Source organism: Bacillus cereus group sp. MYBK30-2, from assembly GCF_051915945.1.
Lineage (GTDB): Bacteria > Bacillota > Bacilli > Bacillales > Bacillaceae_G > Bacillus_A > Bacillus_A paramycoides.
The window spans coordinates 221,388-245,288 of the sequence record NZ_JBQAFR010000003.1 but is presented as its reverse complement, the minus strand read 5'-3'; the positions used below and the strand labels follow the sequence as shown (position 1 = coordinate 245,288).

Below are 23,901 nucleotides of genomic sequence, written 5' to 3'. Positions count from 1 at the left end.
ACCTTTATATCATGTTCAAAAAGATGGAATACATCTACAAGAACACCAAACTATGATTAATAAAATAATAATTTAATAGACATGTTCAAACTGAAGGGGTATTTAAATCGGTTGAACCTTATAGAGAGGGCGGTAATTATGATGACTACAGCAGAACAAATTCCATTCCAATTGATTTTAAATAGTGGTAATGCAAGAAGCTATGCAATGGAGGCATTGCAATTCGCAAAACAGGGGAAAATGGCGGAAGCAGATGAAGCGATGGTAAAGGCGAAAGAAGCGATTAATGAAGCGCATCATTTCCAAACAGAGCTCATACAATCAGAAGCAAGAGGAGAAAAAACAGAAATTAGTGTTCTTCTAATTCATGCGCAAGATCATTTAATGAATTCTATTACAGTAAAAGAATTAGCAGCAGAATTTATCGACCTTTATAAAAAGCTAGAAGCGAAAGGGGAATAAAGCATGACTGGAATTAAAATTGCTACAATCGGCGGTGGATCTAGTTATACACCAGAGTTAATTGAAGGATTTATTAAACGTTATGATGAGCTTCCTGTTCGTGAAATTTGGTTAGTAGATATTGAAGCGGGAAAAGAGAAGTTAGAAATCGTTGGTAACTTAGCGAAACGTATGGTGAAAAAATCAGGTTTACCAATTGATATTCATTTAACACTTGATCGTCGTGAGGCATTAAAGGGTGCTGACTTCGTAACAACGCAGCTTCGCGTTGGTTTATTAGAAGCACGTGCAAAGGACGAAGCAATTCCATTAAAATATGATGTAATTGGTCAGGAAACGAATGGTCCTGGTGGTTTATTTAAAGCGCTGAGAACGATTCCTGTTATTTTAGATATTTGTAAGGACATGGAGGAACTATGTCCAAATGCATGGCTTATTAACTTCGCAAATCCTGCTGGTATGGTAACGGAAGCTGTACTTCGCTACACGAACATTCAAAGAGTAGTTGGTCTGTGTAACGTTCCAATCGGAATTCGTATGGGTCTTGCGAGATTGCTTGAAGTAGATGCAAGTCGCGTACATGTTGATTTCGCTGGTTTAAATCATATGGTATACGGATTAGACGTATACTTAGATGGTGTAAGCGTAATGGATCGTGTATTAGAGCTTGTAACAGATCCAGAAAAGCAAATTACGATGGAAAATATCGCTGCGCTTAACTGGGAGCCAGATTTCATTCGTGGTCTACGCGCTATTCCGTGTCCGTACCATCGTTACTACTATAAAACTCGTGAAATGTTAGAAGAAGAGAAAGAAGCTTCAATTGAAAAAGGTACACGTGCAGAAGTAGTAAAACAATTAGAAGATGATTTATTCGAGTTATATAAAGACCCGAATTTAGACATTAAACCACCACAATTAGAAAAACGCGGCGGAGCTTATTATAGTGATGCAGCATGTAGCTTAATTACGTCTATTTACAATAATAAAGGTGATATTCAACCTGTTAATACGAGAAACAACGGTGCAATTGCAAGCTTACCACATGATTCTGCTGTTGAAGTGAACTGTATTATTACGAAGGAAGGTCCAAAACCAATTACGGTTGGAGACTTACCAGTACCAGTTCGCGGTTTAGTACAGCAAATTAAATCATTTGAGCGTACAACAATTGAAGCTGCTATTACAGGGGATTATCATAAGGCGCTGCTTGCTATGACAATTAATCCACTTGTACCATCAGATAAAGTTGCAAAACAAATTTTAGATGAAATGTTGGAAGCACATAAAGAACATCTTCCACAGTTCTTTAAGAAAGTAGAGAAGTAAAGCGGCGCTATTTAGCCCGCTTTTTTCTTATATTAGTAGGAGGGATATAAGTGATTAAATTAATTGTAAATGCAGATGATTTCGGTCTTACAGAAGGGACAAATTACGGCATTATTGACGGACATACAAACGGACTTGTAAATTCAACGACGATGATGATGAATATGCCAGGGACAGAGCATGCTGTAAGTTTAGCGAAAGAGTATAAAACGTTAGGGGTAGGAGTGCATCTCGTATTAACGGCAGGAGAACCGCTTCTTGGGGACGTACCATCACTTGTAAGTAGCGATGGATCGTTTCAAAAGCAAAGCGTCGTTCGAGAAGGGAATATAAATCCAGAAGAGGTAGAAAGAGAATGGACTGCTCAAATTGAGAAATTTTTATCGTACGGATTAGCACCAACCCATTTGGATAGTCATCATCATGTGCATGGGCTACCGATTTTACATGATGTTCTTGAGAGATTAGCAAGTAAATATAATGTTCCGATTCGTCGTTGTGAGAAAGAGCGAGCTGTGCACCCATTTTCCGATGTGTTTTACAGTGATTTTTACGCTGACGGTGTGAAGAAAGATTATTTTGTGAAGTTAAAAGAAAGAGTACAGGACGAACAAACGGTAGAAATTATGGTGCATCCAGCTTATATTGATCCAGAGCTTGTGAAACGTTCTTCTTACGTAATGGATCGTGTGAAAGAATTGCGTATTTTAACGGAGAGCGAGTTGCCTGAGGGAATGGAGCTTGTGAAGTTTTAATAGGAAAACGACGGCTAAATATGGCCGTCGTTTTTTAGATTTATCCCGCATTAACGGGCAGTAAGACTCACACCTCAAAATTCGGCAAATGCAAGGAAGTTAGGTGGGAGATTAACTGCCCGTAAAAGCCCGATTGGTTCAACTAATAATCAGAGGGGGATGGACAAAACCCCCTCTGATTAAAGTTTCACTTTATAAAATGGACAGAACATACCCACCGAATGCTCCGAGTATAACGATAATCCAAGGTGGTGCTTTCCAAAAAGCGAGTAAACAAAAAAGAAGAGAAGCAAAAACGAAATCTACGGAATTCATAATTGTACTCGTCCAAATTGGATCATAAAAGGCTGCTAGTAAAATACCAACAACGGCTGCATTCACTCCAAGTAGTGCACCTTGTATGTAAGTTAACCTTCTTACACTGTCCCAAAATGGTAAAACGCCGATAATGAGTAGGAAGGCAGGAAGAAAGATAGCGATGGTTGCAATCGTAGCTCCCATTGTTCCATTTAGCACTGCTCCTATATAGGAGGCGAATGTAAATAGTGGTCCTGGCACTGCCTGTGTTAATCCGTATCCGGCTAGAAATTGTTCTTTAGTCATCATCCCGTTTTGTACAAACTCAGTTTCAAGAAGGGGAAGTACGACGTGTCCTCCTCCGAATACGAGTGCACCAGAGCGATAGAAGCTGTCAAATAAAGAGATAAAATAAGAGTACGGTCGTAACATTGGTAGTAGTATTAATAGTCCGAAGAATAAGATGAGACAAGAAATTGCTACCGTTTTTGAAATAGGGACTTTTATTGTGTGAGCTTGGCTAACTGGTTGACCGCGATATAAAAACCAACCGATAAAACCAGATACTATAATGAGAATGACTTGTGTCCAGCTACTTGGCCATAATAAGGCAATCGCGGCAGTTACAATAGCGATTGTTGCACGGTTTCGGTCCGGTGTTAACTTTTGAGCCATTCCCCATATTGCATGAGCGACAATTGCGACTGCGACAAGCTTCAGTCCGTGAATCCAGCCAGTGCTTCCAAGTTCAAATTGGTTAAGAAATGAAGCAAAGAAAACTAAAACGAGCACAGATGGTAGAGTGAATCCGATCCAAGAAATGACGGCCCCTAATAATCCACCGCGTAATAATCCAATCCCCATACCAACTTGACTGCTGGCTGGCCCAGGAAGGAATTGACACAGTGCTACTAAGTCTCCATAGCTTCGTTCATCCATCCATTTTCTTTTTTGTACGTACTCATGATGAAAATAACCGAGATGGGCGACAGGACCACCAAATGAAGTAAGTCCTAATTTAAATGAGACGAGAAAAATCTCTAATAATGTGTGGAAAGTGTATTTGTTATTTTCCAAAATAACCTCCTAGAATGTTTTTCTATGTGCATTATACAAGAGGCAGTAAAGTGAAAGAAACGATTTTGATGTAAAGATTTTGTGAATCTTTTAATTGTAATTATAAATTGAAAAAGTCATAAATGATTATGTCTAAACCATAAAGTAGTAGAAGTAGTGCTGGGAAATTTATATAAGGAGAATGCCTGTATGACAACACATTTCTTTGCTAGGTTAACAGGGAAGAGGGAAATACCTCCTGTAAATACAGAAGCTTATGGTGTAACTGAGTTCATTTTTAGTGAGAATTTAAAGAAGTTGCAATATCGGGTCATATTGAAAAATATTGAAAAAGTTACATCATGCCAAATTCATTTAGGGAAAAAGGATCAAATTGGTCCAGTTGTTTTAAGTTTGTTTGGTCCGCTAAAGCAAGGAATTAGTGTGAATGAAGGAGTCGTTACTGGTGTAGCCAAAGTGGAGGATTTTGAAGGTCCTTTACAGGGGAGAGCATTTGACAGCTTACTTCAAGAAATAATGCAAGCAAATGTGTATGTAAATGTTCATACAAAGTCGTTTAAAAAAGGAGAAATAAGGGGGAGAATAAGGGAAGTAAAGAAGTAAGCGAAAAGGCTGTCCAAAAACATTTTGGAACAGCCTTTTCTAATTATAATGGGTGCTGTTTTTGTCAATTATTGTTGGTAAATCGATATATTTAAAAAATCGCCTAGTTTAATTTTTTACAGGTTGATTTTTGATAAAGAAGTCCATTACATAAAATACTTCGTCATCTGGTATTTGTATTTCAAATGTATTTTCAATAGGTTGCAACGCTTTTTTCACTTTCATATACATCCAGTACTCATCTTGTCTTCGTTTTTCTTTTTCAGGATGAGGGAGAAGACTTTCTCCTTTTTGAAGACGATCAACCATACAGCTCATATGCAAAATAACACCCATTAAACTATCAGGGGTTAGCTGCAAGGAGATGAGTTCTTGAATTGTATTTAATGCGTAACGAATTGTTTTAATGAGCAATGCACCATCATTACGCTGCATTTGTTGCTCAAGAATATCAGCCATTTTTGCATATGTTTCCTCGTACGTGATCAATTCTTGAATTGGCTGAATAGCTGTGTAGTTCACAATGTCTTGGAAATGATACGTTAAGCACGGTACTTGTACATTAAAATTCGTTACGATGCAAATGATATTGCGCTCTTTCTTAATGTTTTCAATCATTTTCGTTAAATCTTTTTCGTGGACGATGCTAATCGGAATAATTTCAATTAAGTCTTTATCAAATCGTAAATAGTTCTCTAACATTTTTTGAATTGCTAAAGCACTTCCTTCACCAGTTAAACAAGCTGTTAAAATAACGGATTTCATTGGCGACAGCGGCTGTTTCTTTTCTTCCTGCACGTTTAAATAGAACGGTGTTAAGTTCTTCACTGTTTCATATAGTGCATCTAATGAATAACCGAGCTGAGCTTTTCGGGCAGCTTCTAGGGCGTGCGGTGTGCTCGTCATAGAAAGAACACGTACAGGAATTTTGAACTCGGTTTCTAATATATCACCGATATAAGCGAGCGATCCCATATCAACAAGTAAGAGAAGCCCGTTTACATGTTGAAGTGTTTTCATATACACTTTAACACGCTCTAAGAAATCTTTCGGTGATTCATGAAGCGGCATATCAATACCAGTTACTTCATCAATACCGAGAAGTTCGTTTGCAACGTTTGCCATTTCTGTTGCGATGCCATTACCGTGAGCTAATATTAATACTTTTACTTCTGTTTGTGAGGCAGGAATTGGATCAACAACGAAGAACATTGTTAAAAAGCCCGCTTCATCAATAGGCATTGTTATTTGTAATTCTTCCTCTAACAGCTGAATACATTGCATAGCTACGGAAAAAGCCTCTTTATATTTCGTACGAATTTGATTTAATTGTGGGTTGTGAATTTGTTTTCCACCTTGTAAACGTTGTAGAGTTGTCTGTACATGTAAACTTAAAGCGAGAAATACTTTTTCATCAAAAGTCTTAGATAAATGTTTTTCAGCTAGTTCCGCAATTTTTTCACATACGGAAACGATATTACGATCCACAATTTTAAAAACATTTTCATGACTTGTTTTTTTAGACATTTGGTTAAAATATTGGACGAAAAAGCTTTGAATATCATTTTCTATTAGTAATTCTAATTCTTCTTCTTCAATGCCGCGTGCTTGAAGTTCTTCGTATTTATGGTCGATATAATCGTAAATGGAAGAACGGCTTCCTTCAGGTTCTGTTTTATGCTTACTCCAACCTTCATCACCTGTAAATACAAATGTTTCATTTGGTATTTGATATAGATGACGGCTCTTTCTTTCAATAAATAATCCTTCTTTCATATACCAAGGTAAATCTGTACTTGAAACACCGACAGAATCACGTTTCTTTGTTACGAAATCAGAATAAGCTTTCGCGCAGGCAATTTGTACATCTGTTTTCAATTGGCCAATGTTATTTGGACAATTGTAAAAAACGAAAGCCCGCATTGCATTTGGACTAACATGAATCTCTTTTCGGAGACGAATCGCTTCATTTGTGAAAAATAGCTGTAGTAAAGCAAAGCGTTCTTTATGCGTTCGCTCACGAAGTGGTGGAAGCGTAACGGTCATTGGAATACGTCTTGTAAATGTCTTTAATAAAAATGAGTTTGGTTCTTCTGTTGTTGCAGTAATGATTAATACTTGTGCTTTACGCTCGTTCTCTGTTTCTCCAAGGCGGCGGTATACTCCGCGGTCAATAAATGTGAAGAGCATTTCTTGTCCTTCTGGAGGCAGGCGATGGACTTCATCTAAGAAGAGGATACCTTCATGTGCCTTTTCAATTAACCCTTTTTGATCACTGGCACCTGTGTAAGCTCCTTTTTTTATCCCAAATAACTGTCCAAGTAGTAGTTGTGGATTGTTTGCATAATCAGCACAGTTAAAGACGATAAAAGGTGCTCCTTTTGGGAGTTGCTCTACTTCAATTGCGTATTCGTGCATTAAAGAAGCGAACATAGATTTCCCGACACCTGTTTCTCCAAGTAGTAAAGTGTGCATACCGTTTGGAGGATAGAGAATAGAAGCTTTGGCTTTTTCAATTGCAATTTTTAGGCTGGTATTTTCAATTGCAAATGTATCTAGTGAAGTGCCATTTGTTGAATGCGTTTCCAATGAAGTATTCGTTTCTATATAAAAACGGACAGGGCGTGTACTCGTTTTTAATAAACGATCATCTTTCACAAGCTTGTTCAAATCGCTACTAACATTTGCACGGTCTAACTGTAGAAGTGTAGCGAGTTCTGATGCTGTTACACCTTCTGTATAATTCCCTTTTTGTATTGCGTTAAAAATGAGATCTATTCGTTTCATTTCTATTCACCTCGAAACTTCATCACTATTTAAAATTTTACACAAAAATGGGAAGTGTGGGAAGAGAAAAATAAAACAGCTTTAGTACATAGGCACTAAAGCTGTTACAATCTTGTGTCTTTCCAAAAATTCACTTCAAGATGGGAAGATGGATTGTATGGAAGTAGTTTATACCCTTGTGATTGCAAATAATCAATTACTGCTGGAAGTATTTGTACTGTGACACTAGAATCGTGCATTAAAATAACCTCCATTTGTTCATCGCTTTGATTTCGTACTCTTTCTAGTATTGCGGAAGGATTATCATAGCTTTTCCAGTCATATGTATCAATTGTCCAATCCCACATTTTGTACTGGGCAGATACGAGTGCGTCGCGGTAATTCTTTTTTAAATAAGGCATACTACCGTATGGGACACGAACGAGATGTGTATTTAAATTCGTAACTTGCTGGACGATACTTTGAGCTTGCTCCATTTCTGCAATTAAAACAGAGGGATCGCCAGTATAAAGACGTTTTACATCATGTGACATACTATGAAGTCCGATATAATGTCCGTCTTTAATCAACCGATGCATTGTTTTTTGGTAATGTGGTACTTTCCCACCGATGACGAAGAAAGTTGCTTTGCCATTCTTCTCTTTTAAAATGTTTAAAATTTGTGCTGTATATTTGTTGGGTCCGTCATCAAATGTTAAGTACGCAATCTTTTGTATAGGAGTGTTGGTTTGAGTAGTTTGGTGATGTTCTGCTGGAATGGTTATAGTCGCTTCTGTATTAGATGATGCGTACATAGTAATAGTTGAAAATAAAATTATACATTGAAATACTCGCTTGATCATAACATTCACCCTCAGTTTGACAATCAAGATGTAAAAAAGAAATGTTGATATTTTCCTCATTATCTTTGCTATACGTATATCTTTCTCCAATAGAGTGACTCTCAAACAATCTATATTTTGGAAATAGGGAATAAGGAGTAAAAAACAAAAAAATAGCATCCTCTTCCAAGAAAGAGGATGCTATTTGAATATTTCATAATAGTAAAGGCTATACTACAATTAGTCTTCGCGTTTTTTTACTTTTTTATAGAAGGAAATAATTGGTTTGTAACGTTCGTGTACAAGACCGATTACTTCAGCAATGATTTCTGTAAAGAAGATTAAAACGAAAAGAAGAATAATGGATAACCATAATGTCGCACTAGTGAAAAGGATTGCATTTATACTAAAGAAAATACCAAATGCGTAAATAATTAGTACCGTTTTACGATGAGAGAATCCCATTGCAAGTAAGCGGTGATGTAAATGCGATTTATCTGGTGCTGAAATAGGTTTTTTATTGACGATACGGCGGATGATTGCAAATGTCGTATCAAATACAGGTACACCTAAAATGATAACTGGAACGAGAAAACTGAATAGCGTTACGCTTTTGTATAATCCAAGTAACGATATAACAGAAATACAGTATCCTAAAAATAGTGCTCCTGTATCTCCCATGAAAATTTTTGCTGGATGGAAGTTATAGAATAAAAATCCAATTGTACTTGCTAATGTAATCAGCGCTAGAGGTAATATAATAGCCGCTCCAGTGCCCCACGGACTAGTGAAGGCCATATATGCTAGCGTTGCAAGTACGATAGATGAAATCCCAGCGGATAATCCGTCTAATCCATCAATTAAGTTGATGGCATTTGTAATACCTACAATCCAAAATACTGTAATTGGATAAGCGAGCCATCCGAGTTCAGTATCTCCAAGGATTGGAATATATAATACTTGCACTAATAATCCACTTTTTACAATCATGATGGCAACTAGTAGTTGTCCACCGAATTTTACCCTCGCAGATAGTTCGTACATATCATCTAAAATCCCGATGATAACAATGATGATAGCACCTAAAGTTATCGATAGCATTCTTTGTTCGTATAATCCACCGACAACAAATCCTACGGCTACACCGATGAAAATTGCTAATCCGCCAAGACGAGGCATAATTTTTTGGTGTACTTTACGCGCGTTTGGCTTGTCTGTTGCTCCTATTTTAAATGCTAATTTAATAACTAAAGGAGTAACGACGAGTACAGTGATGAAAGATGCCAAAATGGCATAAATCACTTGTGAGTCCATTAATACCCCACCCTTTATAGTTTAACGTAATTTTTTTAGTGTATTTATCTGAAAATTATGATGTTTATTTGCAGGCTCATAACATATGGTATCACAAAAAGATTAGAATTCAATCTTTTTTTCTTTTAACGGTAAGTGGAAGTGAATAAAATATATGACAATGGTATATGGAATATTGAATCGCTTGAGAAGGTTATTCATATTGTGACTTGTAATATGACATTGTATTTGCTTCGTCTATAGAGAGTATTTTTATTTCAGTATTATTATAAGTGTTGCACGTAAAAATGAGTAAGTTCCGTGTTAAAATATGGGAATTTATATTTGAGATAGATTGCATCATTTAACTTTACAAAATCTTAAAAAAGAATAAAAAAGATAATTCATATAATAAAGAAGTAAAAGAGTTTTCTCATTCTTATTGTGAGAGGGGGAAGCACAATAAGAATTCTATGTATTCGTATATTTTCTTTTGTATATTCCTGTGCGAAAGGAAAATGAAAATTACGATAATAGGTACCGGATATGTTGGATTGATTACAGGGGTAGGATTGGCGAGATTAGGACATTCGGTTACGTGTTTTGATATAAATAACGAAAAAATTGAACGGATAAAACAAGGGGAGTTACCTATTTATGAATGTGGCTTACATGAATTAATAAATGAAGCATATGAGAATAACCATTTAACTTTTACAACAAGTAAATCGAAGGCTTTTAATAAGGCAGAATTTATATTTATTGCAGTTGGAACGCCATCTTTATTAGATGGCACAGCAGATTTAACGTATATTCGTAGTGCTTGTGATGATATTGGAACATATGTGAATAACGATATTATTGTTGTTACGAAAAGTACGGTTCCTGTAGGTACGAATGATGTAATGAAGGGATGGATCGAGGAGAAGTTACAAGGCAGACATGAATTACATATCGTATCAAATCCAGAGTTTTTACGAGAAGGTTCTGGTATTTATGATTTTTTTCATGGTGATCGTATTGTAATTGGAGCAAATAGTGAGGCAGTTGCACGAAAAGTAGAGAATTTATATAGTGAATTATGTTTGAAAACGTATATTACAGATATTCGAAGTGCAGAGATGATTAAATATGCATCTAACGCTTTTTTAGCTACGAAAATTAGTTTTATTAATGAAATTTCGAATATATGTGAGCAAGTGGGTGCAGATATATTAGAGGTAGCTACAGGAATGGGGATGGATAAGAGAATTGGTGCATCTTTTTTAAAAGCGGGTATCGGATACGGGGGATCTTGTTTTCCGAAAGATACGAAAGCACTTGTGCAAATTGCAGGGGATGTTTCTCATGATTTTCGTTTGTTGAAAGCGGTCATTGAAGTGAATAATAAACAACAGTTGTTATTGGTTGAAAAAGCGAAGAAAGTAATGGATATGAATAAGAAGCGGATTGCAGTTCTTGGCGCAGCGTTTAAGCCGAATACTGACGATATTAGGGAAGCGCCATCCCTTATTATGATACAAGAATTAATTAATATGGGTGCGGATGTGGTTCTATATGACCCGCAAGCAATTCAAAATGTAAAAGATTTATTTGGTAAGACTATACAATACGCTGGATGTATAGATGAATCGATTAGAGAAGCGAATGCAGTTTTTATCGTAACAGAATGGGAATCAATCCGAACTTATCCGTTAGAAAAGTATGTACAGCTTATGAGGGAACCTATTCTATTTGATGGGAGAAATTGTTATACTAATGAGGATGCCAAGAAGCATGGGATAGATTATTACTCAGTTGGGCGAAAAAACATTTGTAATAGTAATATTTCTATTATTTGTTAAAAAGTCTATTTCCCCATGCCTATTCTGATATGTCATAATAGAAGTTGTAACTAGTGAAAGAAAAGAGGCAATGAAATGACTGAACGTTTAAAAGTAATGACAATTTTCGGGACACGTCCAGAAGCAATTAAAATGGCACCTCTTGTATTAGAGTTGCAAAAGCACCCAGAAAAGATTGAATCGATTGTGACTGTAACAGCACAACACCGTCAAATGTTAGATCAAGTATTAAGTATCTTTGGGATTACGCCAGATTTCGATTTAAATATTATGAAAGATCGCCAAACTTTAATCGATATTACAACACGTGGTTTAGAAGGTTTGGATAAAGTAATGAAAGAAGCGAAGCCAGATATCGTCCTTGTACATGGTGATACAACGACGACATTTATCGCAAGTTTAGCTGCTTTCTATAATCAAATTCCAGTAGGACATGTTGAAGCAGGACTTCGTACATGGGATAAATATTCTCCATATCCAGAAGAGATGAATCGCCAATTAACAGGTGTAATGGCGGATCTTCATTTCTCACCTACAACAAAATCAGCAACGAACTTACAGAAAGAAAATAAAGATGAGTCAAGCATTTTCGTAACAGGAAATACAGCGATTGACGCATTGAAAACGACTGTAAAAGAAACATATAGCCATCCTGTACTAGAGAAACTTGGAAATGATCGTCTTGTGCTTATGACAGCGCATCGTCGTGAAAACCTAGGTGAACCAATGCGTAATATGTTCCGTGCAATTAAGCGTCTTGTTGATAAGCATGAAGATGTACAAGTTGTATACCCTGTTCATATGAATCCTGTTGTTCGTGAAACAGCGAATGATATTTTAGGCGAGCATAGCCGCATTCATTTAATTGAGCCGCTAGATGTAATTGATTTCCATAACGTTGCAGCTCGTTCATACTTAATGCTAACTGATTCTGGTGGTGTACAAGAGGAAGCACCATCACTAGGTGTGCCAGTTCTTGTCCTTCGTGACACGACGGAACGTCCAGAGGGTATTGAAGCAGGTACGTTAAAATTAGCAGGAACAGATGAAGAGACAATCTTTGGGCTTGCTGACGAATTACTATCTGATAAAGAAGCTCATGATAAGATGACGAAAGCATCTAATCCATACGGCGATGGCCGTGCATCAGAGCGTATTGTAGAAGCGATTTTACAACACTTCAAGAAGTAAAGTGAAACTTTAATCAGTGGGAGTGTTTATCCCCCACTGATTATTAGCCCGCACCAATCGGGATAAATGAAAAAAGAGCCAAATCCTATGTGATTTGGCTCTTTTTTATTATTGGTGATTCCTCATAATCCACTCTGCATGGGCATTTGTAGAAGGAGGAGGAGGCGGTGGTGTTTTGTTCTCACTCGGCTCCTTCTTTGCTTTTGCGCTGGAGTTAGAATTTGAATCGGAATTTGTATTCTCATTTTTCGTAGTCTCTGTTGGGGCTTTTGCTTTTTCTCCTATTTCCTTTTCAATTTCGTTACGTACCGTCTCTACACTGATTGGATCTGGAAGGAAGTAATAAATACCGCCTATTTTTCTGTCTTCTCCTTCAATTTTTAACGTTTGTATTGTAGAAGGATCAAATCCAGAGAGTTTACTGTAAAGAGCAAGTCCGTCTGAAATAGGAATGTCGGTTTTTATATATTTTCCAACGACAGTCGTTAAATCTTTAATTTTAAATACAGTAGAGGCGGAATTTAGTTTTTGAGCAACAGCGGCTAGTAATTGTCTTTGTCTAGCGGCCCGACCATAATCGCCGTTTGGATCCTGCTTTCGCATACGGACGTAAGCAAGTGCTTCTTCGCCGTTTAAATCTTGTTTACCTTGTTTAAATTGGATTTTTTTGTCGTAATCAACATCAGAACGTTCCCAAAAATCGAAGGGAACATCGACTGTAACACCGCCAACAGCATCAACGATACCTTTAAAGCCTTGGAAATCAATTTTAACATAATGGTCTACAGGAACTTTTAGAAAACCTTCGACAGTTTTGATTGTCATTTTTACTCCACCGTAAGCATGCGCAGCGTTAATTTTGTCTTCTTTGTCCTTTCCAACAATTGGAACTCGACTATCACGAGGAATACTCATAAGCGAAACCTTTTGAGTTTTCGGATTGACTGTCGCAAACATTAATGAGTCTGTCCGACCATTTTGACCGTCTGTTGCATAATCCTCTATTCCCATAATGAGGATTGTAAAAGGTTCCTTTGTAATTGCTACATCTTCGGTTCTTAAATCCGATTTTTCACGGTTAAATCCACTGTACATCCCCATGAGAGAAGAGTAGGAATTTAAAATATAAAGTCCTACGCTACTAAATAAAAATGCGAAAATAAGAAAGTAGAAAAGTTTTCTTCTACGTTTCTTTTTTATTCTGCTATTTTGGAGATGATAATAACGTTCTTCCATATATAATCTCCTTAGTTCATTTGTAGGGAATTAATTCACTACATTAATCTTTAAAGGGGATAAGTTAGCTATTCTTAGTTAACGTCTTGTTCTAAGTACAACATATCTCCTTCTTTAATTGTACATTTCCCGTTTGTTAATTCAATCATCCAATTCGTAAATATTTGTTTTCGATTTTCTTCTACATACGTATCGAATGTGACATTTTCGAGATAATGTATATCTTTAATGGCATATTCTGAATTGCGTAATTCATTTTCCACTTTGCCAAGCAATGTATAATCAATTTCTGTTTGCATAACGCGCATTAGTTTTCGCTCAACAATGCCTACGTGATTAAGTCCTTCACTTGTACATTTTCCATATGCACGAATTAATCCACCAGCACCAAGCTTAATGCCACCAAAATAGCGCGTGACGACAACGACAGTATCTTTTAGACCTCGTTTTTTTAATACCTCTAACATAGGTACACCAGCGGTACCACTCGGTTCGCCGTCATCGTTTGCTTTTTGAATTTGATCTTGTTCACCGATTAAATATGCGGAACAATTATGTGTTGCATTCCAATGTTGCTTTTTTATTTTTTGTATAAATTCTTGGGCTTCCTCTTCAGTTGTGGCTCGATTCACATAGCAAATGAATCTTGATTTTTGAATAACAATTTCGTGCTCATCGTAGCCTTTGACTGTTAAATATTGTAATAACAATGGTATACGCCCCTATCCTTCAAAATGACTGGTACTTTCCATTTTAAAAGCGGGCGTTTTTATATTCAAACATTTTTTATAAATATGTTGAAATTTTTGATGATTATTTTATCTTTTTGTTGTAATTTGTCGAGATGGTGATTATAATTTCTAACCTGCATTTTCATGTATTGGTGCACCTTTTTTAGTTTTCGTGTAAAATTAGGGAATAAAAATTTTTTTATAAGGCAGGTACGAAAATGAAAACAGCTATTGTTACTGATAGTACAGCATATATACCGAAGCATATTCGTGACGAACTAAATATATATATGATTCCATTAAACGTTGTGTTTGGAACGGAATCTTATCAAGAAGAAGCTGAAATTTCAGCAGATGATTTTTATGTAAAAGTACGTGAACAGGAAGAACTTCCGAAAACTTCGCAGCCAGCAATTGGAAAGTTTTTAGAGTTATATGAAGAATTATCTAAAGAATATGATGCAGTAATTAGTATTCATCTTTCAAGTGGAATTAGTGGTACATACCAAACAGCAACAACAGCTGGACAGATGGTGGATGGTATTAATGTATATACGTACGACTCTGAAATTAGTTGTGAAGTACAAGGATTTTTCGTACGTGAAGGTGCGAAATTAGCAAGTGAAGGCAAGACGCCAGAAGAGATTATCGCTCGCTTCGATGAAATGAAGCAAACGATGGATGCCTATTTTGTAGTGGATGATTTACATCATTTACAACGTGGAGGACGATTAAATAGCGCACAAGCTTTCATCGGTAGTTTGTTACAAGTAAAACCAGTGTTATATTTTAGAGATAAAGTAATTATTCCATTCGAAAAAATTCGTACGCGTAAAAAAGCGTTGAAGCGCATTATTGAAATCTTTGATGAACAGGCAAATAAAGGTGTACCTATGGAAGCTGTCATTATTCATGCAAATCGTGAAGAGGAAGCTGAGGAATGGAAGAAAGAATTAGAAGAGCAATACCCTCATGTTACAATTCGTACGAGTTATTTCGGAGCTGTAATTGGCACGCATTTGGGTGAAGGTGCACTTGGTTTAGGCTGGTATACGAAGTAATAAAGATATAAAAGCTCTCTTTTGAAGAGGGTTTTTTTACGGATGTTTTATAAAAATTTGACAAGTTAATATTTGGAAATGGTAAAATGTACGTAAAATTAAATAATGAGGAAAGTTTTATTACTTACTTTTTACAAGAAACTATCTTATAATAGAGGAGAGGTGAAACATATGGAGCATAATTCATGTTTATGTCCAAAATTTGAGTCAGCTTTTACATTGCTTAGTAAGAAATGGACTGGCTTAATTATTAAATCTTTGTTGGAAGAGCCGAAACGCTTTAGAGAAATCGCAGATATTATACCTAATATGAGCGATCGTATGTTGTCAGAACGTTTAAAGGAATTAGAAGGCGAAGGTATTGTAGTTCGTGACGTTTACCCAGAAGTACCAGTTAGAATCGAGTATGGTTTAACTGATAAAGGGAAGGCGTTGGAAAGTGTTATGAATGAAGTCCAAAATTGGGCTGAGAAATGGATGAAGTAACGTTTCAGTCTCATTCATGTTGGTATAATTTCAAAACGTAAGGGAGTCCCTTACGTTTTTTCTATTTGTATAAAAATGGCGAAACGTTCTTAAAATTCTACATATATATACAAAATTAGATATACTTTGCTATAGAGACAAATGTAATATTACATTTATTTTACAAAACCGTAACATCGGCGAAAAAACTCCCGAATTATGGTATAAATTTTAATAGGTTAAGTACGGAAAAAGAAAAAAGAAAGCGGTGTAAAAAATAAAATGAAGAAGCTAAAAATGGCATCTTGCGCATTAGTTGCAGGGTTAATGTTTTCAGGGCTAACACCAAATGTATTTGCAGAAGATAAAATTTCTGACGTGAAATCACAAATTAACACACAAAATGACACTTTACATAAACAACAACAAGAACGTGATGAATTACAAAAACAAATGAATGACTTAAACAAAACAATTCAAGGTTTAGATAAGTCTGTTCAAGAGAACGCTTCAAAACTTGATGAAACAACAAAAAAAGTTGCTGATACTGAGCAATTAATCGAGAAGAAAAATAAAGATATTGCAGAACTACAAACAAAAATTGCAAAACGTGAAGAGTTATTGAGAAAACGTTTAGTTGCACTTCAAGAACAACCAAACACGAACGTTGTAACAGAAGTTCTTGTAAACTCTAAAAACATTGCAGATCTAGTTGATCGCTTCAATTCTATGTCTAAAATTCTTGAGTCTGACGAAGATATCATGAAAACACAACAAGAAGATCAAGTGAATGTGAAGAAAGATGTTGAAACAGTAAAAGAAAAACAAAAAGAATTAAAAGAAGCACAAGCTCAAATTGAAACTGCTAAGAAAGAACTTGACGTTGAAAAAGCGAAAAAAGAAACTGCAGTAAATGATTTAAGCGGCAAAATGGATACCGTTGTAACTACAATGACAAGTACGGAAAGTCAATTGAAAGATCTTGAGAAACAAGCGTTACAATTACAACGTATTGCTGAAGAAGAGGCACAAGCAAAAGCTGCACAAGAAGCTGCTGCTCAAAAACAAGCAGAGCAAGCTGCTAAAGCAAAAGAAGCACAAGCTCAGCCTGCACAAGCGCCTGCTCAACCAGCGGCACCAGCAGACAATGGTGGACAAGCTCAAAAAGAAGAGCCTAAAAAAGAGCAACCTAAGAAAGAACAGCCTAAAAAAGAAGAATCTAAACCAGCACCAAATGCGGGTGGCGTAATCGGTAAAGCACAAAGCTACTTAGGTTTACCATATGTTTGGGGAAGTGCATCTCCATCAAACGGCGGTTTTGACTGTAGTGGATTCATCTCTTACATCTTTGGTGTAGGTCGTCAAGACGTTAATGGATATTGGAACTCAGTTTCTAAAGTAAGTAGCCCACAACCTGGAGATTTAGTATTCTTCCAAGGTACTTATAAAGCAGGTCCATCTCACATCGGTATTTACGTTGGGAATGGACAAATGATTCATGCGAGTGATAAAGGGATTGCGTACGGTGATATTAACAGTTCTTACAACCAAAAACATTTCTTAGGATACGGTCGATTCTAGGATTTATAATTTAATAAAACACATGTATAAAGTCGATAGCTTACTATTTTATAAGTAGGTTATCGGCTTTTTTGAGTTTTTACGAGATAAAGAGAAGGATTTATAGTAGTGCTGGAGGTGCTTTATTATGTTAGCAGGAAGGCAATTGCTACTAGAGGAACTTTCAGGATTAAAGGGTGAATTAAATCATTTAGAAAAGAATGGGGAAGTCGTTTGTGTACAAGGTGTAATTAAGAAGTTTTCAAAATATATGTGTCAGCGTTGCGGAAATATAGAGCAGCGACTATTTGCGTCATTTTTATGTAAAAGGTGCAATAGGGACTGTACGTATTGCCGAAAGTGCGTAACGATGGGGCGTGTGAGCGAATGTTCTGTACTTGTTCGCGGGATAGCTGAAATAAAAGGAGAAAATTACTTGAATCCGTTACGTTGGAAAGGAGTTTTGTCTGTTGGACAGGAATTGGCTGCGCAAGGTGTCGTTGAAGCTGTTAAGCGGAAAGAATCATTCTTTATTTGGGCTGTGTGCGGGGCTGGGAAGACGGAAATGTTGTTTCATGGAATTGCAGAGGCACTTCAAAAGGGAGAGAGAGTTTGTATTGCAACGCCGAGAACAGATGTTGTACTTGAATTAGCGCCAAGGTTACAAGAAGCGTTTCCCAGTATAAATGTAGCAGCTTTGTACGGAGGGAGTTTAGATCGTGAAAAAGATGCAGTGTTAGTCGTTTCAACTACGCATCAATTGTTACGTTACTATAAATCGTTTCATGTCATGATTGTAGATGAGATAGATGCTTTTCCATATCATGCGGATAAGATGTTACATTACGCAGTAAAACAAGCAATGAAAGAGAAAGCAGCACGTATTTATTTAACAGCAACTCCAGATGAAAAGTGGAAGCGGAAGTTGCGAAGTGGTAAGCAAAAAGGGGTTATTATTTCAGGACGCTATCATCGTCATCCCTTGCCAGTTCCGGTATTTCGGTGGTGTGGAAATTGGAAAAAAGACCTCATGCGTAAAAAGATCCCTCGTGTTTTATTGCAATGGCTAAATATGTACTTATGTAAACAATATCCCATTTTTTTATTTGTTCCCCATGTGCGATACGTAGAAGAAATCAGCTTGTTATTAAAATCAATAAACAGCCAAATTGACGGTGTGCATGCAGAAGATCCGAAGAGAAAAGAAAAGGTAGCGGCTTTTCGAAAGGGAGAAATTCCTTTATTAGTTACAACGACGATTTTGGAACGAGGGGTAACTGTGAAGAATTTACAAGTAGCAGTTTTAGGAGCAGAAGAAGAAATATTTTCAGAAAGTGCTCTCGTTCAAGTTTCAGGGCGTGCTGGTAGAAGTTTTGATGAACCTCATGGAGAGGTCATCTATTTTCATTATGGAAAGACAGAGGCGATGGTACGCGCGAAAAAACATATTCAAAGCATGAATAAAAATGCTAAAGAACAAGGATTGATAGATTAATGCATTGTCTACTTTGTGATGAGCATATTTCATACGCGATTAGTTGGTACACTTTTTTTGTTAAGCTTCATAAAGAGTATATATGTGATAGATGCGAACAAAAACTTTCCTATATTATAGGAGATATTTGTAGAGAGTGTGGTCGGCTTTTAGAACTTGTGCCAGCTGAATATAAAAACGGTGATATTTGCACGGATTGCATAAGATGGATGGACGAGGAGAGGTTTCCGTCTCTCATAAATCGTTCGTTGTGTGTGTACAATGAAGGGATGAAAGAAATATTAGCACAGTTTAAGTTTCGAGGAGATGCTGAATTAGTTCATATTTTCTATCAGTCTTTTCGAAGGCTTTTTCAAAAATATTTTGCGAATGTTTCAGTTGTTATTTCTGTTCCGCTTAGTGAAGAACGAGAATACGAACGTGGTTTTAATCAAGCCGAGTTACTAGCTTCTTGTTTGCCTGTCAAAATGTCTTATACATCATTAAGAAGGATAGAAACAGAAAAGCAAAGTAAGAAGAAGCGCAAAGAAAGGATGTCGGGAAGTAATCCTTTTTATTTTCAGGGAGAAGAGATGTTTCATGGGCAACATGTTTTAATCGTTGATGATGTGTATACGACAGGAATTACAGTTAGGCAAATTGGAAGTCTTTTGTATGATAGAGGAGCGAGGGAGGTTTCTTGTTTGACACTTTGTAGAGGCTAATATGTGAATGTCGAAAGGGGTAATAAAAAGACGACAGGTCTTCTTTGACTTACGATCTTGTCATTCGTTATAGTCAGACTATGGGGCGAATGCCCTGATTTTTAGAGTGAAGGGAATGGAATGAACATGCAAGGAAGAGTAAAATGGTTCAATGCAGAAAAGGGATTTGGGTTTATTGAGCGTGAAAATGGTGACGATGTTTTTGTCCATTTTTCTGCTATTCAACAAGAAGGATATAAGTCGTTAGAAGAAGGGCAACAAGTGCAGTTTGATATTGTTGATGGAGCACGTGGACCACAAGCCGCTAATGTTGTGAAGTTGTAAAAATTACGTTTTTGGAAAAGATAGAGCTGTATTTGTGGCAGCATTTTATAAATTATGGAAGCTCTTGTTTGTAACAAGGGTTTTTTTGTTGTAGGGAGAGTTGTCAAAAAGTTGTTTCTTTTCTGTAACGAATTGTCCACAGTTACATTCGTTATTCACGATGTTAATAGGATAAAATAAAGATAGAAACGATGCATCTTTTCATTTCAACAAAAAATGATAAAAAAATCGCAATTCCACTAATTTTTTAAAAAAAGTTAGAAGGAGTTTTTAAGCCAGTGTCGAAATTATAGTACATAGGCTTGAAAGGAGGAATTCATCTATGAAATTCAACATTCGTGGTGAAAATATTGAAGTAACTCCAGCATTAAAGGAATATGTAGAGAAAAAGCTAAGTAAATTAGAGCGTTATTTTGATACATTCCCAGAGATTAAGGTTAATTTAAAAGTATACTCTGACAAGCAACGTATCGAGGTAACAATTCCATTTACAGATTTATTACTTCGTGCAGAAGAAACAAATAGCGATATGTACGCTGCAATTGATTTAGTAGTTGATAAAATTGAGCGACAAATTCGTAAACATAAAACAAAAGTAAACCGTAAATTACGTGAAAAGGGTTCTGTTAAAAACAACTTTATCCTTCCAGAAGCAGTAGCTGTTCTGGATGAGGTAGAAGAGGATGAATTAGAACTTGTACGTACAAAACGATTCGATTTAAAACCGATGGACGTTGAAGAAGCGATCTTACAAATGGATATGCTAGGACATAATTTCTTCGTCTTCACAAATGCGGATACAAATGAAACTAATGTTGTATATGGCCGTAAAGACGGAAAATATGGTTTAATCGAAACAAAATAATAATTCAAAAGCGCAGCCGAAAGGGGCTGCGCTTTTTTATATATTCTTGTTGTTGTTTTTCGTAATAAGATTTAGAAGTCATGTCTCGTTACTGTCAATTGTATTACTATTCCAAAAGGATCTCGAATAATGGCATAACCAAGGCTGAGGAGTTTTTTTAAAAGGTGTTAAATAAAATAGTAGGGATTGTAGTTAAAAAAATTTCCCTGAAACTAGGCCCGACATTTGGACGATTGTTGTCATAGTTATAAGACAAGTGTTACAATTATCATTAGGTTTATACATTTTAGTTTTTTTAATTAGGAGAAAAATTGGCATAACATAAATTTGATTTTTATAACGACTGATTGTAAAGAGAAAAAGAAAGCAATCGGAAGTTTTATTTTAATAAAAAGAGGAGCGTATTTCCTATGATCGGTATTTTAAAAAAGGTGTTTGATGTCAACCAACGCCAAATTAAACGTATGCAGAAGACAGTGGAGAAAATTGATGCATTAGAATCATCTATTAAGCCACTAACTGATGAGCAATTAAAAGGGAAGACGCTTGAATTTAAAGAACGTCTAACAAAAGGTGAGACAGTAGATGATCTACTTCCTGAAGCTTTTGCAGTTGTTCGTGAAGCCGCAACTCGTGTTCTTGGAATGCGTCCATATGGTGTGCAGCTAATGGGCGGTATTGCCTTACATGAAGGAAATATCTCTGAGATGAAAACGGGTGAAGGTAAAACGTTAACGTCTACTTTACCTGTATATTTAAATGCTTTAACAGGAAAAGGTGTTCACGTTGTTACAGTCAATGAATACTTAGCACAACGTGATGCGAGTGAAATGGGACAGCTTCATGAGTTCCTTGGTTTAACAGTAGGAATTAACTTAAACAGTATGTCACGTGAAGAGAAGCAAGCTGCTTATGCTGCTGATATTACGTATAGCACAAATAATGAGCTTGGATTCGATTACTTACGTGACAACATGGTGTTATATAGAGAGCAGTGCGTTCAGCGTCCGCTTCATTTTGCTATCATCGATGAAGTCGATTCTATTTTAGTCGATGAAGCACGTACGCCGCTTATTATTTCTGGACAAGCTCAAAAGTCAACAGAGCTATACATGTTTGCAAATGCATTCGTTCGTACATTAGAAAATGAAAAAGAGTATTCATTTGACGTGAAAACGAAAAATGTAATGTTAACAGAAGATGGTATTACGAAAGCTGAGAAAGCTTTCCATATTGATAACTTATTCGATTTAAAACATGTCGCACTTCTTCACCATATTAATCAGGGGCTTCGTGCACACGTTGTTATGCATCGTGATACAGATTATGTTGTACAAGAAGGCGAAATCGTAATTGTAGACCAATTCACTGGTCGTCTTATGAAAGGTCGTCGTTATAGCGAAGGTTTACACCAAGCTATTGAAGCAAAAGAAGGCGTAGAAATTCAAAATGAAAGTATGACGCTTGCAACAATTACGTTCCAAAACTACTTCCGTATGTACGAAAAGTTATCTGGTATGACTGGTACTGCGAAAACGGAAGAAGAAGAATTCCGTAATATTTACAATATGAATGTTATCGTAATTCCAACGAATAAAGATATTATTCGTGATGACCGTGCTGATTTAATCTTCAAATCAATGGAAGGTAAATTCAATGCAGTTGTTGAGGATATTGTAAATCGTCACAAACAAGGGCAACCTGTTCTTGTTGGTACAGTTGCAATTGAAACGTCAGAGCTTATTTCAAAAATGTTAACACGTAAAGGTGTACGTCATAACATCTTAAACGCAAAAAATCATGCGCGTGAAGCAGATATCATTGCAGAAGCTGGTATTAAAGGCGCTGTAACAATTGCGACGAATATGGCTGGTCGTGGTACGGATATTAAGTTAGGCGACGATATTAAAAACGTTGGTCTAGCAGTTATCGGTACAGAGCGTCACGAAAGCCGTCGTATTGATAATCAGTTACGTGGTCGTGCTGGTCGTCAAGGGGACCCTGGTGTAACACAGTTCTACTTATCAATGGAAGATGAACTAATGCGCCGCTTCGGTTCTGACAATATGAAAGCGATGATGGATCGTCTTGGTATGGATGATTCACAGCCAATCGAAAGTAAAATGGTTTCTCGTGCCGTAGAATCTGCACAAAAACGTGTAGAAGGAAATAACTATGATGCACGTAAACAACTGCTACAATACGACGATGTACTTCGTCAACAACGTGAAGTAATTTACAAGCAGCGTCAAGAAGTAATGGATTCAGAGAACTTACGTAGCATTATTGAAGGTATGATGAAATCTACGGTAGAACGTGCAGTTGCACTTCATACGCAAGAAGAAATCGAGGAAGACTGGAACATTAAAGGTCTTGTCGATTACTTAAATACAAACCTTCTTGAAGAAGGAGATGTAAAAGAAGAAGAGTTACGTCGCCTTGCTCCAGAAGAAATGAGCGAATTAATCATCGAGAAATTATTAGAGCGTTATAACGAAAGAGAAAAACTTCTACCTGAAGAGCAGACGCGTGAATTCGAAAAGGTTGTTGTATTCCGTGTTGTAGATACGAAATGGACAGATCATATTGATGCAATGGATCACCTTCGTGAAGGTATTCATTTACGTGCTTATGGACAAATCGATCCACTTCGTGAATACCAAATGGAAGGGTTCGCAATGTTTGAATCGATGATTGCTTCTATTGAAGAGGAAATTTCTCGCTATATTATGAAGGCTGAAATTGAGCAAAATCTAGAGCGCCAAGAAGTTGTTCAAGGTGAAGCTATTCATCCATCAAGCGATGGCGAAGAGGCGAAGAAAAAGCCGGTTGTAAAAGGTGATCAAGTAGGCCGTAATGATTTATGTAAGTGCGGTAGTGGCAAGAAATATAAAAACTGCTGTGGTATTGGGAAATAATAAAAAGGATTAAACTCTCTCCGTAATAAGCGGAGAGAGTTTCCCTTGTTTTCATATGAAAGTAACAGCAATTACATAGAGGT

The 23,901-nt window shown here is 36.6% G+C and carries 19 protein-coding genes and 2 pseudogenes; 14 read left to right on the top strand and 7 right to left on the bottom strand.

The window, feature by feature from the left end; genetic code table 11:
- Nucleotides 1-138 precede the first annotated feature (138 nt).
- The 3 genes from ACTFQM_RS20675 to chbG are packed head-to-tail and all read left to right on the top strand — an operon-like array spanning nucleotide 139 to nucleotide 2,546.
- Nucleotides 139-462 (top strand): PTS lactose/cellobiose transporter subunit IIA, encoded by a 324-nt coding sequence (locus tag ACTFQM_RS20675; RefSeq protein ID WP_025148178.1) that lies wholly within the window; start codon nucleotides 139-141, stop codon nucleotides 460-462.
- Nucleotides 463-465: 3 nt separating this feature from the next.
- Entirely contained in the window at nucleotides 466-1,791 is a 1,326-nt protein-coding gene (gene celF, locus ACTFQM_RS20670) for a 6-phospho-beta-glucosidase (RefSeq protein ID WP_440036062.1), read from the top strand.
- 50 nt (nucleotides 1,792-1,841) lie between these two features.
- Nucleotides 1,842-2,546 carry a chitin disaccharide deacetylase gene (gene chbG / locus ACTFQM_RS20665; protein ID WP_440036061.1) on the top strand — a complete coding sequence of 235 codons (705 nt, stop codon included), beginning with the start codon at nucleotides 1,842-1,844 and terminating at the stop codon, nucleotides 2,544-2,546.
- Nucleotides 2,547-2,738: 192 nt separating this feature from the next.
- Here chbG and ACTFQM_RS20660 read toward each other — a convergent pair whose 3' ends face one another.
- Nucleotides 2,739-3,920, bottom strand: coding sequence for a chromate transporter (locus ACTFQM_RS20660; RefSeq protein ID WP_440036060.1), 1,182 nt, complete (start codon nucleotides 3,918-3,920; stop codon nucleotides 2,739-2,741).
- A gap of 189 nt (nucleotides 3,921-4,109) precedes the next feature.
- Here ACTFQM_RS20660 and exsM point away from each other — a divergent pair, with 189 nt between their 5' ends.
- Nucleotides 4,110-4,523 (top strand): exosporium regulatory protein ExsM, encoded by a 414-nt coding sequence (exsM, locus tag ACTFQM_RS20655; RefSeq protein ID WP_265622888.1) that lies wholly within the window; start codon nucleotides 4,110-4,112, stop codon nucleotides 4,521-4,523.
- Between the two features lie 108 nt (nucleotides 4,524-4,631).
- Here exsM and ACTFQM_RS20650 read toward each other — a convergent pair whose 3' ends face one another.
- From ACTFQM_RS20650 to ACTFQM_RS20640, 3 genes are all read right to left on the bottom strand, one after another.
- A complete protein-coding gene (locus ACTFQM_RS20650; protein WP_440036059.1) occupies nucleotides 4,632-7,310 on the bottom strand; it encodes a PRD domain-containing protein in 2,679 nt (892 codons plus the stop codon).
- A 104-nt stretch (nucleotides 7,311-7,414) separates the two neighbouring features.
- Complete coding sequence (locus tag ACTFQM_RS20645) at nucleotides 7,415-8,152, bottom strand: polysaccharide deacetylase family protein (protein WP_440036058.1); 738 nt, start codon at nucleotides 8,150-8,152, stop codon at nucleotides 7,415-7,417.
- Nucleotides 8,153-8,371: 219 nt separating this feature from the next.
- Entirely contained in the window at nucleotides 8,372-9,445 is a 1,074-nt protein-coding gene (locus tag ACTFQM_RS20640) for a glycosyltransferase family 4 protein (protein ID WP_002174221.1), read from the bottom strand.
- A 452-nt stretch (nucleotides 9,446-9,897) separates the two neighbouring features.
- Between ACTFQM_RS20640 and ACTFQM_RS20635 the strand changes: the two genes are divergently transcribed.
- Nucleotides 9,898-11,268, top strand: a complete 1,371-nt coding sequence (locus ACTFQM_RS20635; RefSeq protein ID WP_440036057.1) for a UDP-glucose dehydrogenase family protein — start codon at nucleotides 9,898-9,900, stop codon at nucleotides 11,266-11,268.
- Nucleotides 11,269-11,343: 75 nt separating this feature from the next.
- A complete protein-coding gene (wecB, locus tag ACTFQM_RS20630) occupies nucleotides 11,344-12,459 on the top strand; it encodes a non-hydrolyzing UDP-N-acetylglucosamine 2-epimerase (RefSeq protein WP_440036056.1) in 1,116 nt (371 codons plus the stop codon).
- A gap of 108 nt (nucleotides 12,460-12,567) precedes the next feature.
- Here wecB and ACTFQM_RS20625 read toward each other — a convergent pair whose 3' ends face one another.
- Nucleotides 12,568-13,695 carry an LCP family protein gene (locus ACTFQM_RS20625; RefSeq protein WP_440036055.1) on the bottom strand — a complete coding sequence of 376 codons (1,128 nt, stop codon included), beginning with the start codon at nucleotides 13,693-13,695 and terminating at the stop codon, nucleotides 12,568-12,570.
- 74 nt (nucleotides 13,696-13,769) lie between these two features.
- On the bottom strand, nucleotides 13,770-14,405 hold the full coding sequence (locus ACTFQM_RS20620) for a YigZ family protein (RefSeq protein ID WP_440036053.1): 636 nt from the start codon (nucleotides 14,403-14,405) through the stop codon (nucleotides 13,770-13,772).
- Between the two features lie 239 nt (nucleotides 14,406-14,644).
- Here ACTFQM_RS20620 and ACTFQM_RS20615 point away from each other — a divergent pair, with 239 nt between their 5' ends.
- From ACTFQM_RS20615 to hpf, 7 genes and pseudogenes are all read left to right on the top strand, one after another.
- Nucleotides 14,645-15,487, top strand: a complete 843-nt coding sequence (locus ACTFQM_RS20615; protein ID WP_427287477.1) for a DegV family protein — start codon at nucleotides 14,645-14,647, stop codon at nucleotides 15,485-15,487.
- A 171-nt stretch (nucleotides 15,488-15,658) separates the two neighbouring features.
- On the top strand, nucleotides 15,659-15,973 hold the full coding sequence (locus tag ACTFQM_RS20610; RefSeq protein ID WP_025148190.1) for a winged helix-turn-helix transcriptional regulator: 315 nt from the start codon (nucleotides 15,659-15,661) through the stop codon (nucleotides 15,971-15,973).
- Nucleotides 15,974-16,104: 131 nt separating this feature from the next.
- Nucleotides 16,105-17,533: pseudogene (locus ACTFQM_RS20605) on the top strand (C40 family peptidase).
- A gap of 127 nt (nucleotides 17,534-17,660) precedes the next feature.
- Complete coding sequence (comFA, locus tag ACTFQM_RS20600; RefSeq protein ID WP_440036052.1) at nucleotides 17,661-19,007, top strand: ATP-dependent helicase ComFA; 1,347 nt, start codon at nucleotides 17,661-17,663, stop codon at nucleotides 19,005-19,007.
- Nucleotides 19,007-19,711, top strand: coding sequence for a ComF family protein (locus ACTFQM_RS20595; RefSeq protein WP_440036051.1), 705 nt, complete (start codon nucleotides 19,007-19,009; stop codon nucleotides 19,709-19,711). The genes comFA and ACTFQM_RS20595 overlap by 1 nt, the downstream gene beginning before the upstream one ends.
- Nucleotides 19,712-19,837: 126 nt before the next feature.
- Nucleotides 19,838-20,035 (top strand): cold shock protein CspC, encoded by a 198-nt coding sequence (cspC, locus tag ACTFQM_RS20590; protein WP_033719670.1) that lies wholly within the window; start codon nucleotides 19,838-19,840, stop codon nucleotides 20,033-20,035.
- A 322-nt stretch (nucleotides 20,036-20,357) separates the two neighbouring features.
- Nucleotides 20,358-20,900 carry a ribosome hibernation-promoting factor, HPF/YfiA family gene (hpf, locus tag ACTFQM_RS20585; protein WP_002174210.1) on the top strand — a complete coding sequence of 181 codons (543 nt, stop codon included), beginning with the start codon at nucleotides 20,358-20,360 and terminating at the stop codon, nucleotides 20,898-20,900.
- A gap of 71 nt (nucleotides 20,901-20,971) precedes the next feature.
- Here hpf and ACTFQM_RS20580 read toward each other — a convergent pair.
- A pseudogene (locus ACTFQM_RS20580) lies at nucleotides 20,972-21,080 on the bottom strand (VOC family protein); the annotation flags it as partial.
- A 230-nt stretch (nucleotides 21,081-21,310) separates the two neighbouring features.
- On the opposite strand from ACTFQM_RS20580, the gene secA reads away from it, so the two are divergent.
- The gene (secA, locus tag ACTFQM_RS20575; RefSeq protein ID WP_440036050.1) at nucleotides 21,311-23,818 is read left to right on the top strand and encodes a preprotein translocase subunit SecA; all 2,508 of its coding nucleotides are present in this window, start codon (nucleotides 21,311-21,313) and stop codon (nucleotides 23,816-23,818) included.
- Nucleotides 23,819-23,901: the final 83 nt, after the last annotated feature.

Excerpts from the sequence above, each read along its gene's own strand:
- cspC (WP_033719670.1), top strand. The coding sequence starts at position 19,838 with ATGCAAGGAAGAGTAAAATGGTTCAATGCAGAAAAGGGATTTGGGTTT.
- ACTFQM_RS20675 (WP_025148178.1), top strand. The coding sequence starts at position 139 with ATGATGACTACAGCAGAACAAATTCCATTCCAATTGATTTTAAATAGT.
- ACTFQM_RS20635 (WP_440036057.1), top strand. The coding sequence starts at position 9,898 with ATGTATTCGTATATTTTCTTTTGTATATTCCTGTGCGAAAGGAAAATG.
- ACTFQM_RS20625 (WP_440036055.1), bottom strand. The coding sequence starts at position 13,695 with ATGGAAGAACGTTATTATCATCTCCAAAATAGCAGAATAAAAAAGAAA.
- ACTFQM_RS20610 (WP_025148190.1), top strand. The coding sequence starts at position 15,659 with ATGGAGCATAATTCATGTTTATGTCCAAAATTTGAGTCAGCTTTTACA.
- comFA (WP_440036052.1), top strand. The coding sequence starts at position 17,661 with ATGTTAGCAGGAAGGCAATTGCTACTAGAGGAACTTTCAGGATTAAAG.
- secA (WP_440036050.1), top strand. The coding sequence starts at position 21,311 with ATGATCGGTATTTTAAAAAAGGTGTTTGATGTCAACCAACGCCAAATT.
- ACTFQM_RS20640 (WP_002174221.1), bottom strand. The coding sequence starts at position 9,445 with ATGGACTCACAAGTGATTTATGCCATTTTGGCATCTTTCATCACTGTA.
- ACTFQM_RS20595 (WP_440036051.1), top strand. The coding sequence starts at position 19,007 with ATGCATTGTCTACTTTGTGATGAGCATATTTCATACGCGATTAGTTGG.
- wecB (WP_440036056.1), top strand. The coding sequence starts at position 11,344 with ATGACTGAACGTTTAAAAGTAATGACAATTTTCGGGACACGTCCAGAA.
- hpf (WP_002174210.1), top strand. The coding sequence starts at position 20,358 with ATGAAATTCAACATTCGTGGTGAAAATATTGAAGTAACTCCAGCATTA.
- exsM (WP_265622888.1), top strand. The coding sequence starts at position 4,110 with ATGACAACACATTTCTTTGCTAGGTTAACAGGGAAGAGGGAAATACCT.
- ACTFQM_RS20650 (WP_440036059.1), bottom strand. The coding sequence starts at position 7,310 with ATGAAACGAATAGATCTCATTTTTAACGCAATACAAAAAGGGAATTAT.
- ACTFQM_RS20645 (WP_440036058.1), bottom strand. The coding sequence starts at position 8,152 with ATGATCAAGCGAGTATTTCAATGTATAATTTTATTTTCAACTATTACT.
- ACTFQM_RS20615 (WP_427287477.1), top strand. The coding sequence starts at position 14,645 with ATGAAAACAGCTATTGTTACTGATAGTACAGCATATATACCGAAGCAT.
- celF (WP_440036062.1), top strand. The coding sequence starts at position 466 with ATGACTGGAATTAAAATTGCTACAATCGGCGGTGGATCTAGTTATACA.